Annotated in this window: 3 protein-coding genes; all 3 read left to right on the top strand. The window is 74.1% G+C overall.

The window, feature by feature from the left end:
• Window positions 1-298: 298 nt before the first annotated feature.
• From AB0J90_RS25045 to AB0J90_RS25035, 3 genes are read left to right on the top strand one after another with little or no spacing between them, the layout of a single operon-like run.
• Window positions 299-15868 (top strand): toxin glutamine deamidase domain-containing protein, encoded by a 15570-nt coding sequence (locus AB0J90_RS25045; RefSeq protein WP_363599679.1) that lies wholly within the window; start codon window positions 299-301, stop codon window positions 15866-15868.
• Window positions 15869-15873: 5 nt separating this feature from the next.
• Complete coding sequence (locus tag AB0J90_RS25040; RefSeq protein WP_363599677.1) at window positions 15874-16290, top strand: hypothetical protein; 417 nt, start codon at window positions 15874-15876, stop codon at window positions 16288-16290.
• Between the two features lie 12 nt (window positions 16291-16302).
• The gene (locus tag AB0J90_RS25035; RefSeq protein WP_363599675.1) at window positions 16303-18975 is read left to right on the top strand and encodes a LuxR family transcriptional regulator; all 2673 of its coding nucleotides are present in this window, start codon (window positions 16303-16305) and stop codon (window positions 18973-18975) included.
• Window positions 18976-18999 lie beyond the last annotated feature (24 nt).

The raw sequence follows: 18999 nt of genomic DNA, 5'->3' as shown, positions 1-18999 counted from the left end.
CCCGACGGCTACGCCGCCACCGACCACCACTCCGGTGCCGACAACCAGTTCGACGCCGACGCCGACGCCGACGTCAACTGCCTCGCCCTCGCCCTCGCCGACGCCGACTGCCTCGCCGACGCCTGCCGTGGGGGATGCTGGGTCGGCGAAGCCGCCGTCGATCGTCTCGTCCGGTGATCCTGCGACGGGTGCCCGGCATCATGCGCAAACCGCCACGAGCGGCCTGAGCGTTACGCCCCACGTCACCGGGCCCACCGCGCCGGCCTCGCGGGACGGCGGCGGCGACGCGGGTGGTGCGGTGTTCGGATACGTGCTGCCGCGACCGGCCGCCCGCCCCGACGACGACCGGGCATCGACCGGGACGTCGCCGTCCGCACCGGAGGAGTCGAGCGGCGATCTGTTGACCGCGGCGGACGTCGCGGGCGCGGTGCTCGTCAATCGCAGCGACTGGGTCCCGGTAGGCGATCCGCTCACCGTGGACGATATGCGGGAGCGCTACCCGTACCTGAACCGAGCCAATCCGTCCCGGTCGCTGCTGAACTGCGTGTTCGCGGCGGTGGTCACCGATCTGCTGCTGCGCTCGGATGGGCGGGACCGGTTCGAGGCGCCCGCGTCGGTCGCCACCGAGGTGGCGGTGCTGGGCTTCTACGCGGGGCGGCCCGTTCAGGAAGCCGACGGCTACGCGGCCGTGGTGGACGCGATGCGTGGGTCACCGGTGGGGTCGCGCGGTGTCATGGTCGTCAACGGCGTCGCGGGGTCGGTGGCGCACGCCGTCAACGTGGTACGTGACGAGCACGGTGTGTTCTTCCTCGACGGCCAGACGAACGCTCCGGCGACCGTGCCGCCCGCGCCGTCGCGGGTCCGCTTCGTCGCCACCACGACGGACGTGCCGGCGCCTGCCGTACCCGCGGCTGCGGCGCCGACGGCGGACCCCGACCTCGCCGGGTCGGACCACGCGGCGCTGTTCGGCCTCCAACCGCTCACCGACCGACCGGGCGACCTCGTAGCCGTGGTGCTTGCCGCCGCGGGCCGGCCGCAGGAGCCGGACCCGGTGGCGCGGCGGTGGGGCAGGAGCGATCCCGGCCGCCTCGCCGACGGACTCCGGCTCCGGCTCGTCGTGGTCGGTGAGGACGGCGCCCTGCGAGCGTACGGCGATCTCGGCCGGCCCGAGGTGTTTGTCGCGCGGCGGGGCGGCGGCTACGTGGCGCTGACCGTCACCGCTGCCCGCGAGCCGGTGCTGCCGGGTGACGGGGACGTCGAGGCGGTCGGACAGTCGCAGGGACTGACCGACCGCGACGGCAACGAACCGGTACGCGCGGTCGCGTCGGACCTGCTCGACACCCACGACGGCGGCATCGGCCAGTACCGGTGGACCCTCGACGGCCGGCAGGTGAATCTGAGTGGTCTGCTGACGCTGCCGTCGGTCCACCGGCTCCTGCCCCGACTGCTCACCGACGGCGGCCTGGTGCTGCGGTCAGACCGTTCCGGCCCGCGGACGCATCGGTTCGAGCTGCGGCTGACCGCGCGCCGCGCGACTCCGTACGACCTCGGTGTGGACCATCTCGACAGCCGGGTCGACGTCACCGTGACCCTGCACCGCATCGGCCAGGTGCCCGGCACCAGCACACGCGAGTGGCAGCGGACGGTGGAGCTCACCGAGGAGTTCCGGCGTACGGTCCCGCTCCTGCCCACGCCGTCGTCCGTGCCACCGGAGACAACGGGCGTCCCCTTTCCGGTCACGCCCGATCAGCTCCGGACCGGCGTGGTGACCATCGGCGCGACGAGCACCCCGCCGGGCCGGCGCCGGCCTCCGGTGTTCACGGACGCCTCACCCGTCGGGTTCGTCCAACTCGGTGACCGCTACCGCCTGGTGGTCCAGGCAGCCCAGGACGGAAGTCCGGTGGAGCTGCTGCTCGACGTCACCGCCGTCGCCGAACTGCGGGACCACTTCGCCGGGCCGGGTCTGGCCGGTCTGGCACCCTACGAACGCCCGCCCGGGTACGCGGAGCCGTCGCGCAGCCTCGGGCCCGCGCCGGCAGGGGTCGATCGCGGCGTGTGGGCCGCGGTGCGCGACGACCCGACCGTCGACCTCGACCGGTCTCGATGGGATGCGCTCACCGTGGCCGGCCCGGACCTATCCGCCGCGCGGCTGCTCGACTGGATCCGGGTGATCGGCCGCGCGCCCGGCGACCTCACCGCCCTGGCCGGCCGCGTCGGCGTCGACCCACGGTCGTTGCTGACCCTTGCCGTCGAGCTCGGCGTCGACCCGCAGGCGCTGACCGTGTTCGCCAACCACCTCGCGCAGCCCGGTCCGGTCACCGCGCGCGAGTTGGGGAACAGGCTCGATCCGTACGGTCGGATCACCGACGACGACGTCCTGGCGATCGCGGACATGGCCGGCCGGCTGGGCCTCGCCGCCGACGCCCTGCCGGCGGTCCTGGGCTTCGTCGGCCACGGTGTGCCGCTCGACCTTCTCACCGTGCTACCGGACACCCTGCTCGCCGAGGCCGTCGTGGTGGCCCGGCTGCGTCACGCCATCGAGACACGGGCCGACAGGGCAGCCGAGGCACTCGGCCTCGACGACCGTGACCAGGTCGAGGACCTGGCGATGGAGCTGGGCGTGGAGCCCGGACATCTCGCGGTGATCGCGCCGGAGATCCAGGACGCCGCGATGCCGGACCTGGACGTACCCGGCCCGAGCAGCGCCCCGGCGGCGGGTCGCGCCGAGGCCGTTCGCGACCGGCTGCGCCGCAACGGCTACCTGCCGCACGGCAGCGCCTCGGGCCTCACCCGTCAGCTCACGCTGGCCGGCCGGCTCGGCTTCCACCCCGGTCAGCTGTCCTTCCTGCTGCCGTCGCAGCACATCGTGCTGGCGGCGCACGAGTTCCTTGTCGACGTGCCGTTGCAGCGGGTCGAGTTCACCCTGCGGTTGCTCGCCGAGGACCTGTCCGGCCCGTCCGGAGCTCTGCTGACCGGCCTGCCGCGTACCGACGTCACCGACGCGGAGCTGACCGAGTGGGTGGGCTCGCTGACGACGACGGAGTTCGTCGCCCAGGAGTTCCGGGCCCGTGCCCGATCGCTGCTCGAACGGCCGTGGGGTGACCTGGCCGTGGCGACCGCGCTCGGCTACCGGGCGGGTTCGTCGTTCCTGAACCGCTTCCTCGATGTCGCCAGGGTCGCCGTGGCCAGTGGCCGGATGCCGGTGGACCTGCTCCGCCTCGCACACCGCCTGAACCTGTCGGTGGACACGGTGCTGGCCGCGGCCGGCATCATCGGGATCGACCCGCGATACCTGCACCCGTTTCACGCGCCGCTGCTCCGCAGCGAACTGCCCACGTCCGACCCGGACCATCAGGGCGTCGTGGAGATAGCCACAATGCTCCGGACGTACGCCACCGGTCGGTCACCGGTGCAGGACGAGTCGCTGCGCGTGTCGTGGATGTTCCGGCAGGCGGCGCGGGGTGCTGCCGGCGCCTGGGGTGCCGTGTTGACCCCGGCGGTCCTGGCCTCGGCACTGGATCGGCTGGGGCGTTCGGAGGTGCCCGAGTCCGGCACCGACCGGCTGTACGAGCGCACCGCCCGGTTGCGCGAGGCGGCGGAGCGGTTCACCGACGACCTGCCCGCCGACCGGATCGCCGGCCTCGCCGGCCTCGGCGACCTGCTGACCCGGTGGACGCGGGGGCTGGAGCAGATCACCGGCATGTACGCGGCCGTCGCGGCGGCCACAGCCGGCAGGGACCCGCTCCGCAACGCCGTCGTGGCGCGCGACCGGTCGGAACGGTCGATCACCCGGCTGCTGAGCGCCGACTGGCCGATCGTGTCGGAGCTGCGAGCGGCGTGGGCCGACCGGGAACGGGCTTTGCGGCGTCTCACCGAAGAGTCGCAGGACCGCATCTCCCGTACCCTGCCCGGGCTGTTCCTCACGGTCCTGACCGCCGACACCCGACACGCCCGGCTGCTGTCCGCGGCGGTCGCCGCAGACCTGCGGCAGCGGGTCGAACTCCGTGAACCGGATGGGTCACCGCACCCCGCCGCCGCCGAACTCGCCGACGCGTTGACGGCGGTGGGGAGGACGTTCGAGGAGATCCTGCACGACCAGCCGTTCTTCCAGCGTCCCGACGACCTGACCGCCCTGGAGCTGGACGAACGTCTCGCGAACGCGCTGCCGGCCACGCACGGGAACGTCGCCGACGACGCCGAGGGCAGGGCGCGCTCCGGCGAGGCGTGGCTGGGGACGTACTGGACGCGACGGTTCGCCGACCCGCGGTTCGACCTGGCCACGTTCAACCGGGACAACGAACTGCGGCCGTGGCTCGACCATCGTACGGTCCTGGCCCTCGCGCGGGCCGCCGGCGAGTCCACGTGGACCGTTCACCGCCTGGTGGCCGACCAGCTGGAACGGACCCCGGCCGAGTTGCTGGACCCGGCCAACCGGCACCACATCCCGCTCGGTCGGCTGCTGCGCTACGCCGGCCGCTGGTTTCTCGACCCAGCCGTGTTCGGGCTGCTCGACCGCGCCGCACTGGCCGACGACGACCGTCACGAGACGTACGCGGTGCAGCTCGAGGAATTCCTGGACGACCGGGACAGCGACGTCACCGAGTTCGTGTTGGCCCGCGCGACGCAGGGCCGGTTCGCCGGGCCGCCGGTCGACACCCTGCTGTTCGACGACCCGGTGGCCATGGTGCTGAGCCTGGGTCTGCCGCGGGCCTGGGGAACGGGTGACCCGCTTTCGCGGCCGGCGCTGGAGGATTTCGCCCAGATGCAGGCGGCGCTCGTCGACGCCACGGGCGTCCGGGAGCCGTCCGTCGCCCTGGGCGCCGAACTCGGCGTGCCGTCGATGTGGGTGGCCATGGTCAGCGTGCGGATCGGCCGGGTGCCGCTGGACCTCGCGGTACACGCCGCGCGGCTCGGGGTGGCGGACCCCTTGCTGCTGTTCGCCCTGGTCGCGGAGATCGGCGTCGACCCCTCGGTGCTCACCGCGGCCGACGGCCTGCGGGCGCTGAACGACCCAGCCCCGCAGGAGGACAGGTACGCGCCCGTGCGTGCGTTGCTGGCGGACCCGGTGACCGGACCACGGCTCGCCGAGGCCCCGGCCCGCCCGGGGGCACGGATCAACCCGACACCCGACGGCCACCGACCGCCGGCGCCGCTGCCCGAGTCGCTGTGGCGCATTTACCAGGCGACCGGCCGCGTACCCACCGATCTCTTCCGGCTGGCGGCCAGCGCGTACCTGCACCCGGCCGTGCTCGCCGACATCGCCGCCGGCCTGCGGATGGACCCGCGCACCGTGTCGGCGATGGTGCAGTCCATGCCGGACGGCCCACACCGGGACGCGGCGTCCACCGCGCCTCCTGCGCCGCGTGTCGATCGGGCCGGCTGGGTGCGCGGCGTGGCCGCCCAGTGGGCGGACCGGATCCAGCGGCGCCACTCCGTGTCCACGGACGACATCGCCCCGCTGTTCTTCTTCCTCCGGGGGCGAGGGCACACCCTTGCTGTCCTCGACGACGGGCCCGCGGTCCAGGTCGCGGAGTTGCTGGCGGAGTGGCACGCGGAGCGTTCCGCGCGGCAGGCTCGCGACGGGACCGTGTCACCGGCGAACTCGCTCGACACCGAGGAAAGCCTCGACTTCCAGGACGCCAGCTCCGAGTTTCGACCCGACGAGGTCGAGGACCCGCCCGGCCTGCTGGAACTGCTGCGGGCGATCCCGGGAGTCGAGGTCACCGACCTCGCGAACGCCGAGCCGGAGGACATCGCGGCGCAGTGGCAGACGGCCGGCGCGCGCACCGGTGACTCGGATCGCGACTCGGATCGGGACTCGGATCGGGACTCGGATCGGGACTCGGATCGCGACTCGGATCGCGACTCGGACAACGACCCGGACAACGACTCCGACCGCGACTCCGACCGCGACTCCGACGGCGGGGACTCGGTCGAGGGCGACGAAGGCAGCGCCGTCGACGCGCTGACACCGGCACGGCGTTCTCCCACGGAACCCGGAGCGATCGGCGACCGCGACACCGACGGGACCGGGCACCCACGACTGCCGGCCGGTGAGATCGTCGGACGCGCGCTGCCCGGTCTCGGCGAGACGGGCGGCCGCGACCCCGAGCGGCTGCGGCAGTGGGTGGCCGAGGTGGAGCCGGACCGGCCCGGCGACGAGGTGGTGCTGAGCGAGACCGACTGCGTCGTCCGGGCGTACGGCGCCTTTGTCGCCCTGCACGGTCGCAGCGCGAACGTTGCCGACAACCGGGCCGCCGCCTCGCCGGAATCGATGACCGTCCGGGACCTCCAGGATCTGCTCGGCGGGTCGCTGACCCCGTTGGCGGACTGGTCCGCCCTGGTCGACGGGCTGCGCGGCACCCCGGGCGCGATGGCGCTGATCCACGTGCCGGCCGACGACCTGGTGCTGGCGCCGGGCAGCGGTCCGGTCCGTGGGCACGTCTTCTGGCTGTGGTCCGACGACCACGGCGGGACGCCGAAGCTGCGGGTGATCGACACCCAGCGCGCCGGCCTGCTCGCCGACGAGGCGTTCACCGGCAGGCCGGGCACCCGTTGGGAGAGGGCGCTGACCGGGCACGGCGTCCGCGCGTTGCTGATCGATCCGGACGGCCGTCCTCGTCCGCCGCGGCTGCCGCTGGACAGCACCTCGGTGGACGCGCTGACCCTCGCCTCGCGCTCGCCCGGGCAGCCGGGTCAGCTGGGAGCACGCCGGGGGACCGGCTCGGACGCCGTGGCCGCCGCGCTGACCCTGCCCGACCGCGATGCCGGCCGCAACCCGGACCGGTTGCGGGACTGGGTGCGCCGGGTCGAGGCGAAACGGCCGGCGGCGTCGATGCGGTATGACGTGGCCCGTGCGTACGGCGCCTTCGTGGCGATGCACGGTCGAGCGGCGAACGTCGTGGACAGCCGGAGGTCGGCGGACGCCGCGGCGCTCACCCTGCCCGAACTCCAACAGATCCTCGGCGGCGTCGCGCGACCCTTGGACGACGTGCCCGCCATGCTCGCCGGCCTGCGCGCCGCGCCCGGCGCGATGGCACTGGTGCACGTGCCCGGCCGCGACCGCGTGTTCTGGTTGTGGTCGGACGGCACTGGCGACACCGTGACCTTGCGGGTCGTCGACCCCACCCACGCCGGGCTGCTGGAGCAACCCGCCCCCGGCGTGCTCCAGAAGATCCTGCGGCTGCCCGGAGTCACCGTCCTGGGCCTGGACCCGGAGGGCCGGCCCGTCGGCGACCGGCCAGCCGCCGCGCCGCCGCCACCAGCCACGGCAGATCAGGAAACGACCGTGCCCTGGTATCTGGAGGACGGCGCGCTCGGGCAGTTCACCGTCCTGTCCGCCGGCCGCCCGGCCACCGCCGCCGACTCCCCGGCGCGAATCGCGGAGGGCCTCGTCACCGGCCTCCCCGCGATCCCCGGCGTGCCGGACCGGGACGAGGCGGCGATCCGGGACGCGGTGCGGCGGGAGATCACGCACGCGCTGACCGCGCCGGAAGGCGGTGCCGTCGACGCCGCGTACGAACAGCACCTCGAACACTGGGACGAGAGACTCACCAGCGGCGCTCACCTCAGCGCCGGGGGCCGTCTGGTGTGGATCCTGCCGGTGCCACGGGAGGCCCGCCCCGCGCCGCCGGGGCCCGACACCGACGCCCGGGTGTACAAGGTGAGTTTCGGTTCCACCTCCCGGGGCTGGTCCGCGGACGCCGAGCGGCCGGCCGGCGGGGTTTTCAGCCCGGACACCGCGCTCGGCGGTCTCAGCCGGTACCTGACCCGGGTCATACTTCGGCTACCGGACATCACGTTCGGCAGCCACCGGGAGCACGGCAGCTCCGCGGCCCGCAAGGTGCTGGCCGGCCGTCAGATGTTCGTCACCGACTCCACCCCGTTCCAGGCCGGCCTGGCGTTCAAGGTGTACGTCGACGGCCGGCACTGGGCCACCACGCAGACCCGGCCCGCCACCGACGAACTGCTGCTCATCCAGTTTCCCGAGCCGTACACCCATCCCGCGAACGGACAACCACGCCCGGCCCGCGCCGACGTTCCCGCCGCCGCGCCGACGACCCGCACCTCGCACGCCGACCGGGTGTTCAACGCCCTGGCCACCGAACAGCTCATCACCGGCTGGCACGGGGCCCTGCGGGAGAGCCTCCCCGCGGACGAGGCCGCCGATTTCGCCCGCCAGGGTGTGGCGCAGTTGCTCAACGAGCGGACCATGCTCAACCGCAACCGGCGCCTGCTGCACGGCTCGGACCGCGCCACCGGCCTGCACCACGGCCGCAAGACCATGTCGCTGCACCTGATGCTGCGGCCGGTGAGCCTGCAGCACCTGGGCGACGCGCCCAACGTGGCGGTCCGCGACGACCTCGGCATCGTCGCGGAGGCCGGCACCAGTGCCGACGGCGCCCGGCACGTCGCGGTCGCGGGCGAGGTGGCGTCGTACGGCATCAGCCACCTCGCCCGCGCCCTGCCCAAGCCGGACGGCACCCTGCCCAAGGACAAGCGGTGGCAGGGCACGGTCAGCGGGGAGGTTGGCGGCAGCGCCGGCCGCGATGCCGGCGTCGAGCTCGGCGAGAGCGTGCTCAACCACACCGTGCTCAAGCGCACCGGCCCGCAGACGCGGTACCGCCAGCAGTTCGAGGTGATCCTGCTGACCCGGCTGAACTCCGGCGAGGTCCGGCCGGTCGTGCTGCTCGGCATGCCCGGCGAGGTCGCCGTCTGGCAGGACCAGCGCACCGCGTACGAGCAAGCGCTGCTCGGAGCACCCGCGCATGGCCCGATCGTCTCCGTGCCGCCGGCCGCCCGGCGTACCGGTCGGCCGGTCGGCGAGGCGGCGCTCAGAGCCCGCCTCGGGCCCCGCGCCGTCCGGACCCTTACCGGCGGCCGGGTCGTCGACCCGACGACCGGCCGACTGATGCCCACCGTCGAGGCGCCGCAGGTGCGCGGCCGGTACCCGGCGGCACCGGCGCCCGGCGAGCCCCTGGCCCTCGCCACGCGGCGTGGCCTGGGTCCGACCGCGCCCCTGTCACTGCCCGGCGCCGAGGTCGTGCTCGACACCGTCACCGAAGGTCTGCGGGCGATGTCGAACCGGGACGAGCTGCCCGTCGACGTGCTCGAGGACCTGGAGATCCACGTCGGGCGCGACGCCATGGAGGCGGACTTCAGCCAGTTCCAGCCGGGCCAGCCGTTCCAGGTCACGATCGACGGCATCCCGTACGACGTGCTCGTCAGCGCGTACGTGGAGGAGTTGCGTGATCAGACCGCCTACCCGATGGATGTCAACCTGCGCGCCCTGCAGGGCAGTTCGGTGGAGGGATCGGTCGGCACCTCGAGCGGGGTGGGCGGCGGATTCGGCGGCGGCCTGCTCATCCCGCTGCCGAGAAACGAGTGGAAGTTCCAGCTAGGGCGTGGGGAGCTGCAGGGCGAGTGGGAGTGGTCCCGCTCGGACACCTACGACGGCGCGGTCAAGCACTACCGGCGTACCGAGACGACCGGGGACGTCACCGAGTTCCGCTACCGCGTGATCTACGAGGTCGTGCTGCGCCGGGCGACGGAACCCCGGGTCACGTACCTGATCGGTGACGACCCGAACGAGCCGGACGTCACCGCGCTGCGCACCGTGCTGCCCGACGAGCACCGGCCGGAGCAGCCGGTGACGCCGGGCGAGCGCGACCGGGCCGGACGGGCGGCCAGGGTCACGTTCCGCGAGTGGAACCGGGCCGGCCGCATCCCGTACGAGAACGAGTCCGCGGCCGGCGTATTCCCCTTCCTGGGCGGGCTGCCCGAGGTCGGCGCCCAGGCAGCGGACGCGTACGCGCAGCTCAACCACCTGGACCGGACATGGTTCGAGGAACCGCTCAACTGGCCGCGCCCGCTGTGGGACCTGAGTATCGCCAGCCAGGTGGCCGGGCGCCTCGCCGAGTTGACCGACGACTACGGTTGGCTGCTCTCGCTGCCCGACGCGTTTGGGCACCACCAGGCCGTACGCGTGCAGATGCGGGCGTTCAACCCCGAACAGACCCGCGACGCCTCCGACATCGAGATCGAGCACTACCAGCAGTTCAGTGCCGGGCACAAATGGTCGCGAGACACCGATCGCAGCGCCGGGATCAGCATGTCCGCCGGTCCCGTCTTCCCGCTCGGCGGCTCCGGCAAGGCCGACGACCCGACCGACCGGGGCAACCCGTCCACACCGGTCCGCCGGCAGGCCGGCGGCATCGGCAGCGGCGGCGGCCCGCTCCCCAGCGGCGACACCACCGGTGAGGGCGGGCTCGGGCGTCTCGCCTTCGGACCGTCGGGCGGCTACCGGTGGTCCCGCGAGGACAGCGTCTCCGACGAGTCCGGGTACATCGACATCACCCGGGCCACGTACGGCGGCCGGACCCAGCACTATCGCAGTGACCTCGTCTTCAAGATCACCGCCGAGCGGTGGGACGGCGAGCGGGGCGAGATCCGTACGGAAATTCGATACCTGCGGATCAACCTTGGCAAGGACTTCATCGCACCGGACCGGCTCGCGGCTGCCCTCGGGCTGCCCGGCGCCACCGCCGTCACGCCGTCCCGGCCGCCGGCCCACCGCCCGGTCGACCCCGAACCCGTCCGCGCGTGGTCGCACCCGGAACGGCTCACCGCCCGTGCCGTGCTGCCCGCCGTCACCCGCACGCTGTCCACCTGGAACCTGCTGCCACGCCGGGCCGACCCGGCGGACCTCCCGCCGACCATCCTTGTCCGCGCCCTCACCGCCCGGCTGCGGCCGATTGCCCTCGAAGGACAGTTCTCCACCCTGACCGGCTCCGGCATCCGGTTCTGGCAGCCGATCGTCACCGACGGGAAGATCCGGTTCCTGCTCGTGCAGGTGACCGGGGACCTCCAGCCGCCCACCGCGGACCTGCCCCGCGACGACGTCGCCCTGACCGAACGCAGCGAGGCGGTGACGGCCCACTCGACGGACACCGCCCACTCGGGAACGCTGCACGTCGGCAGCCGGGCCCGGGTCCGCGGCGAGATCGCCTCCAAGGCCGACCTGGCCGGTGAGTTCCGGGCCGAGTGGCAACGGTCCACCGGCGTGGGCAGCGGCCTGGCCGACGAGACCAAGGACATCATGCGGCTCGGCATGAAGCGGTCGCACGAGTTCACCCAGCCCCTCACGTACCGGGTCGACATCGGTCTCACCACCGAACTGCCGGAGCTCATCCGGTTCCTCGCCACCACCGGCACCAACCTCTACCGCGCGCTCGAAGGGCTCCTGCTGCGCGACGCCGGATCGTGGAGTCGCTGGTCGGCCGACGCGCCGGTGATCGGCCGAGCCGAGTGGTGGGAACGGACCACGACGATCACCGACATCACCGGCGACGCTCGGCTGCTCGTTCCGGCGTACCTGACGATCCCGGACGCCCCGGCCCCCGCGGTCGGGCCGGTGAACGGAAGTTGGGCGCAGGCCGGCCCGGCCCAACCCGCTGCGACGCCCGCAGTGCGGGTCGAGCGAGGCCCTCGCCCGGCGGCGCCCGCCCTCAACGCCGAGGTGCTGGCCGACCCCACGTTCACCCCGCAGTCGATGCGACGGATCGCGCGTTCCGCCCACGCCTGGGCGAAGATGGTCACCGAACCGTTCCGGACCTGGCCGGGCACGTTCGACGAGGACCATCCGCCGCGGATCGCCCGCAAGGGCGACCTCAGCTTTCTGGAGCACGCGGTCGCCCACCACACCAAGGACCGCCAGCTCAACCGGCGGTTCGACGAACTGCTGGAGCACCGGTACGAGGTCGGCGACACCGGCATCCGGTTGGGCCTGGACATCCGGGGCGCGTCGTACAACGTGGACCTCGCCGCCGACGGCACCGTGGCGCCCCGCGGTTTCGACCACAAGGGTCGCAACTACCGCCAGCGCGACGTCAAGCCGAGTTTCGAGGCATCGGAGAGCACCAGTTCGTCCGTGGGTGGCGGGGCGACGTTGCGCGGCACCATCGGCAACGTCCGGACCGGTCCTGGCGGCTCCGGGTACGGCGGGTTCGGCGGTGGCCGGGGCTACGAGGGCGAGACCAGCAACGTCGGCGAGCGCAACAGCGAGCGGCGGGCCAGGTACTACCTCATGCGGTACGACGTGACCCTGGTGATCTACCCACCGGGCGACCCCGGCCACCGGCTGGTGATCGACCGGGACGGGGCGATGTTCGCGGTGACGACCGTACGGCCGAACACCACGTATCAGGCACCGGCGCGGTTCGAGCCGCCCAACGTCGATCCCGAGCAGGGCATGGAACTGGGGCGCCGTATCGACAACGTCCCGCCCGACCGCCAGCGGGACGAAGCGCGGCAGGGGGACGAAGCGCGCCAGCGGGACGAAGCGCGCCAGCGGGAAGAGGAGGCGCGGCAGCGGGAGGGAACAGGAGAGGGCGACGCGCCCGTGAATGGGACGGCGCGGCCCGAGGAGCCCGCCCGGATCGACGCGGCGACGCGGCCGGTTGAGGCTTCCGGCGCGCGGACGCCGGTCAGGGAGGTGGCCGATGTCCTGCGGCCGGCCAGGCCGGTTCCGCCGGAGCGGGTACCGCTGCCGGAGACGCCGCCAGGTGTGGAGTCGCCAGCGCGGCGTGCCTCGCAGGAGAGCCTCGGCGGGCCAGTGCCGCTTCCGGCCGATCCGCCGCAGTGGATTCCGCTTCCGGTCACCCCGGTGGAGGCCGCCGCGCCGATAGCCATAGCCGAGCCGGCCTTTCGGCGGATGGTCGACGAGGTGGCGGACGCCGGTCAGCAGGCCGCCGTACGCACCGGTCTGCGCTCGCTCGAAGAACCTCTTGCACTGGCCGAGCGGATGCTCGCCCGGCTCTACCCGTCCGCCACCCCGGATTTGCACGCCCTGCGCCCGAGGCGGACCCAGGACGCCGACGCCGCCCGGTCGTGGCTGGAGGGTCAGACCGACTGGACGCCGGTGTCCGGCTGGAACACCGTCGAGGCCGATCTGCTCGGCCGGCCCGGCACGACCGCCGTCGTGCTGCTGGAGCGGCCGGGCCAGAAGGTCCACCACGTCTTCCTCGCGCACACCCTCGCGGACGGCCGGGTGCTGTGGGCCGACCCGACCAGGGCCCCCGACGAACGGGTCTTCGAGCATCCGGAGCCGTTCGCCGACGCCCGGCTCGAATCGGCCGTCGCCGCTCGTACCCTCATCATCGGCGCGGACGCCGCCGTCGCGGCCGGCGCCCACAGCCCGGAATCCGCCTCGATCGCCCGCGCCCTGGTGGACGCGCCGCTGCGCCACGACATCCGCCGCAACGTCACCAGCAGGGAGCCCGCACAGGCCGTGCAGCCGGAGGCACCGACCCCGCGGGCCAGTCTCGAGCCTCCCGTGGTGGATCCGTCGGGCGCGATCGAGCTCGACAACCGGACCGACACCCGGCGGCCCACCGCGCCGGTCGCGCCGCTGTCCCGGGACCCGGACGGTGACCTGCCGCCGGAGGCGGTGCCGCTGCCGCCGACGCCGCCGGAGCCGGCGCACCCCGAGGAGGCCGACGTGGCCGGCTCGCCACCGGACGGCCTCGGCAGACCCGCGGTGATGACCGTCGACGGCCCGGTCGTCCACGGCCGGCCGCACCGGCGGGTCATGGTGCCAGACGGCCCGGGCCAATCGCTGGTGGCGCTCGTCGCCGCCGACGCGCCCCTGATGGGCAAGCTGCTCTGGCCCTCTGCCGCGCCGGACCCGGCCGACGCCGACCTGGCGGTGTGGCTGGAGGACGAGGAGAAGGTCCGCAAGGACTTCGAGCAGGACCGGGCCGCGGACCCGTCGGCCCGGGTGGCCGAGCTGATCCGCCGCCGGTCCCATGCCTACCTCGACCGCACCGGCGACCCGGACGGCCGCCGGCCTCTGCTGGACCCGACGGCGACCGCCGGGCAGCAGTTGCTCGGCCTGGTCGCGGAGGCACTCGGGATGCGCGTCCTGGTCCTGGACGACCGGTCCGGCGATCTGCTGGCGGTGGTCGGTGACGGACCGGCCGCCACGGTGTCGGTGCTGCGGACCGTCGACGGCCGGTACCACGGCGTCGCCCCCCGTGCCCTGGTGGCCGAGCAGACTGGCGTGTCGGAACTGGATCGCGCGTACGGGGAGCCGGCCGGTCCGAAACGGGTCAAGGGCGGCGAGCGCGACGACCGCGGAGACATCCGGGTCAATCCGCTGCGATACCGGCTCGCCGAGTTCCCCGCGGTGTTCCTCGACCGGCACGACGCCCGGTGGCACTACGTCGTCGACGCCGAGGGCGAGATCTGGGTCGGCACGGAGGAGATCGGCACGGTACTCACCGACGAGGAGTGGGCGGACCTGTCCGCGACGATGTCGATCGACCTCCCCACCCTGAAATCGTCCCTGGACAGCCAGGGCCATCCGACCGTCGCGCCCGGGTTCGAGCGCAACGGCCGAACGTTCCGCAGCTCGGACCGGATCAGCGGGGAGATCGAGTACAACCCGCGCACCGGGCGTTGGCGGATCAACGACAAGTCAGGCCGGTACATGAGCGCCAAGATCCGCAAAAACATCACGCCAGAGATGGTCCTCGGGTGGGTGGAGCACGTCGCGGACCGCTTCCGCGAGCGGTTCCCCGACGTGGAGTTCGAGGTGGCCCTCGTCAAGCACGACGACGCCCCGGCCCCGGACCTGCTGAGCCTGCTGGGCACGGTGAACCCGTCGCTCGGCAGCCATCCCGACGCCCTGACGAACTGCGTGCTGGCCGCGATCGGCACCGACATGACGCTGCAGCACCGGGGCTCCGTCACCCACCAGGTCCCGCCCGACGGCCTCCAGGACCTGACCACCCTGGTCGCGTACGCGAACGATCCGGCACGCGGGGTGCCCCTGCCGCCGGAGCCGTTCCACTTCGTCCGGACGACCGTCGGGCAGGTTCGGGCCGGGCTCGCCGCCACCGAGCAGTGGGAGCGGGGGATGGTCGTGGTGCCCGGTCGGCCGCTGCACGCGGTCAACGCGGTCCACGCGCCGCAGGGTGTGGTGTTCCCGGACGGCCAGGCGCACCGTCTCGTCGACCTCGCCGACGAGGTGGAGGTTCTCTTCCTGCCGGTTACCGCGGGAACCGGGGTCACCGGCGCGACCGTCACCGCCGACGAGTTGCGGGACATCAAGGCGGGTGGCGCGGTCGACATCAACGCGGGTGCCGCGGTCGACATCGAGGCGGGTGGCGCGGTCGACATCGAGGCGGTGCGCGCCACGCTGCGGGACCGGGCGGCCGTCGGCGACGACCCGATCCCGTACCGGATGGCGGATGTCCTCCCCGGACCGGACGGTCCGGGTCTCACGCTGACGCTGCACACGGCCCGGCCGGTGGACCTGGCGGGCCTCTCCGGGCGGCTGGCCGCCCCGGCGGCGGTGACCGCCGATCCCGGCGGCCACGGTGTGACGCTGCACGTCTCCGACACCCGCGACACCTGGGCCGACCTGCGGGCCGTGGCCCGGCACCTGCGGGCGTCCGGCGAGTCGGCCGTCTCCGCCACGGTCGACGCGTTGCTCGGGCCGGGGGACCACACCGCGCTCGCCGGGCTGGTGTCCACCCACCGCGCGGCGCTCGACCGGATGGTCGGGGTCACCGAGACGACCACGGACGCGCTGCGCACCTCGATCCCCCGGACGAGCCTCAACCTCGGCATCCTGCAGGCCCAGATCCGGCTGGTGCACGCGCTGCGCGGAACCGGTGCGGCAGCCGCACCGGCATGGGTGGGCAACCACCACTACTGGTGGCGGGACGACGACCCGGCCGACGTGTCGCAGCAGGCGCGGCGCCTGCTGGAGCTTATCGCCGCTGTCCTGCCCGACCACGCCGATCTGGCCGCCCTCGCCGTACTCGCCGATGGCGTGAACCCGGGCACCGCCGTCCCCGTTTGACAATCATGACTATCCGCATGATCTGGGCTGGCGGCCGTCGGCACGTGTCGGCCGGGCATCCGGCGGACCTGATCGCCGAACTGATCCCCGGATACGCCATCCTGCCGCCTCAGCGCCGCCGCGCCGCGCGGGTGACCCACGCGGAGAGCACGCTCGCCCGAATCCGGCAGCGGCTCGCCGCCGCGTTCGGGCCGGACGGCGCGGCCCCGACGGTCCTCGTCGACGTGCACCACCCGGACGAGTCGCGCGGCGCCGTCGAGTCGGTGATGTGGCTGTCCACCGAGGACGACGAGCGCTACCTGCGTTCGCTGGCCACCGTCGGCGAAATTTTCCTGACCTTGGGGGAGCGCCATCCGCGAGGGATGCCCCCCGAATTTGCCGAGGCGTCCGGCGAGGGCGGCTCCGTCGCCCCCGCGCGCTGATAGGAACCGGGCATGCAGAGACGGCGTACGGTCGTAGGCCGGCAGGCGGAGCTCGACGTCCTGGCCGCCGCACTGCGGGACACCGCGGACAGCGGCCGGTTCGCGCTGGTCCGCGGCGTCGCGGGCAGCGGGCGGACGGCGCTGCTGGGCGCGGCCGCCGACGCCTGGCGGGCGGAAGGCGCCACGGTGCTGTGGTTGCCGCCGGCCAGGCCGGGACAGGGAGAGAGCCCCGCCGAGGGGTTCGAGACGCTGCTGCACGCCGTCCGGCGGCACTACGAGTTGCTGGGCGAGCCGACCCTGGCAGCGGCGGTGGCTGCCCTCGGCTCGCTGTGCGCGCCGCCCGCCGACCTGTCGCCGGGCCGGACCGCCGCAATGGCCCGGGAGGCCGCGACCCTCTTCTACCTGATCGGCCGCCGTGGCCCGGCCGTACTGATCGCCGACGACGCCGGCAGCGAGCCGGGCCGCGCCCTCGCGTTGGGTGCCGCCACCCGCCCGGGCATCCTGGTCGTCGCCGCCACCGAACCGGACGCGCCGGCGACCGGCCGCCTCGACGCGATGGCCGAGGTGGTCGTCGACCTGCCGCCGCTGTCCGCCCAGGCAGTGCGGGACCTGCTCGGGCGCCGGTACGGCACGCCGGTCGACGACGCACTCGTCCCGGCCCTGGGGGAGGCGCTCGGCCCGCTGGCCGGGCACCCGGCGACCGTCGTGGCGACCGTCGACGCACTGCGCGACGACGACCGGCTCACCGTGGCCGGCGAGCACCTGTGTCTTCGTGACCCGTACGAGCCGATCCCGCTGCCGCCCGGCCACCCGCTGACCGCCCGGCTGCACGCGTACGGCACCGCCGCGGTACGCCTGGCCACGATGGCGTCGGTGGCCCGGTTCCGCCTGGCCGACCTGCCGCTGTTCGCCACCGCCACGCTCGGAGACCCGGACGGTTACGGCACGGTTCTGGACCAGTTGGTGTGCGACGGGGTGCTGGTCGACGACCGGCTCGGCGGGATCCGGCCACAGAGTCCCGCGCTGGCCGCCCGCCTGGTCCGCGACGCCGGCCCGCAGGCGGTGGCCCGGCTGCACCGGGCGTTTGCCGCCGCACTGTTCCGCCGCACGGGAGCCGGTGATCCCGCGGACCGGGCCACGCTCGCGGACCACGTCACCTCGGCCGGTGCCGCGGTGCCGCCGGATCGGCGTACCGCGGTCACGTTGCTGTCCACCGCCGCACGGGCGACCGAGCGGGAACCGGCCCGCGCGGTGCACTGGCTCAGTGCCGCACTGCGGCACGCCGGTGGCGGCGACACGGCCGGCGACATCCAGACGCGGCTGCTGCGGCTGCTGGTCCGGACCGGCCAGTTCGCCCGGCTCGCCACCGAGGTGGACCGGATCGCCGCCCGTGGCGTTCCGTCCGCGGACCGCGCCGACCTGGCCGCCGCGGCGCTGCTCGCCGCCCTGCACACCGGCGATCCGGTGCCGCAGCGAGTGCACACGGCGCTGGACGGTTCGGACGGCATGGTGGCGTTCGGCGACGCGTGGCCAGCCGGCGCCCCGGACCCGGCCGCCGACCCAGCCGGCGCCTCGGCCCCGGCCGCCGACCCAGCCGGGGCGGGCGCGTCGCTGCTGGCGTCGCACGAGTTCGCCACCGTCCGCCGGGCGCTCGCCGCAGGGGCGGTGGGCGACCCGCTGCTCCGCGCCGGGAGCCTCGGCGACCTGGTCACGGTGCTGCGCCTGGTGCTGGGCGACGCCCGGTACGGCGTGCCGGTCGACGGCCCGGTCGCCGCGTACCACCGGCTGCACGACCAGCGAGCCCGTGGCGACCTCGCCGGTGTGCTCTCCGCCGCCCGGGAGGTGAACCTCACCGGGGCACCGGACCGGTTGATGCCGAGGCTGGCCCGGCTGTGGGCGGCTGAGGCGCTGGCGCTGCGCGGGCAGGTCGAGGCCGCTGCCGAGTGGGTGCGGTCGGTGCCGGCCGAACCGCCGTACGCGGCCCTGCGCTGGTGGGTCTGCAACGGCCCCGGATCCGAGCCGCGTGACGCGGCGGAGGCGGCCGAGCGGATCGCCACCGGCTGGCACGCCTACGACGCGCAGCGGGCGTACGGCAGCGCGATCGGCGTCGAGCAACTGCTCGTCCGGATCGCCGAGATCGGCGCCCGGTTCGGCACCGTCACAGCGTGCGCCCGGCTGCGGGCCCTGCGGGCGACCGACGGCCAACGGCTCACCGCTGAGGCGGCGTCGCTGATCCACGCGCTCACCGACCGGGACGCGGCAGCCGCGGCGGAGGGCGCCGGTCACATCCGGGCGCGCGGTCACTGCCTCGACCTGTGGCACGCCACCTTGGCGCTCGGATGGACCGCCGCGGACGCCGGGACGTGGCTGCTGGAGGCGCACGCGTTGGCTCGGACGCTGGGCGCGGCCCCGACCCGGGCGGCGGTCGCCGTGGCCATGCGCCGGCGGGGGATGCCGCTGCCGCAGACGCGCGGCGCCCGGCCCGCCTTCAGCGCGGTCGAGCTGCAGATCATCGAGCTGCTGCGGGGCGGACGCACGAACCGGCAGATCGCCGCTCGCCTGCGGCTCAGCGAAAAGACCATCGAGAACTACCTGACTCGACTGTTCGCCCGCACCGGCCTGCGTTCCCGGGTGGAGCTGGCCGCGGCGAGCTTGGGGACGGACGTGCTCGGTGCGGTGTCCTGACCGGCTGACGTGGAGGTAACACCC

Origin of the sequence: Micromonospora sp. NPDC049523, from assembly GCF_040676775.1 — a bacterium.
Lineage (GTDB): Bacteria > Actinomycetota > Actinomycetes > Mycobacteriales > Micromonosporaceae > Micromonospora_G.
The sequence above is the reverse complement of the archived record's forward strand: the minus strand, read 5'-3'. Positions and strand labels throughout refer to the sequence as shown.

Coding starts and splice junctions, on each gene's coding strand:
- AB0J90_RS25040 (WP_363599677.1), top strand. CDS start 15,874: ATGACTATCCGCATGATCTGGGCTGGCGGCCGTCGGCACGTGTCGGCC.
- AB0J90_RS25035 (WP_363599675.1), top strand. CDS start 16,303: ATGCAGAGACGGCGTACGGTCGTAGGCCGGCAGGCGGAGCTCGACGTC.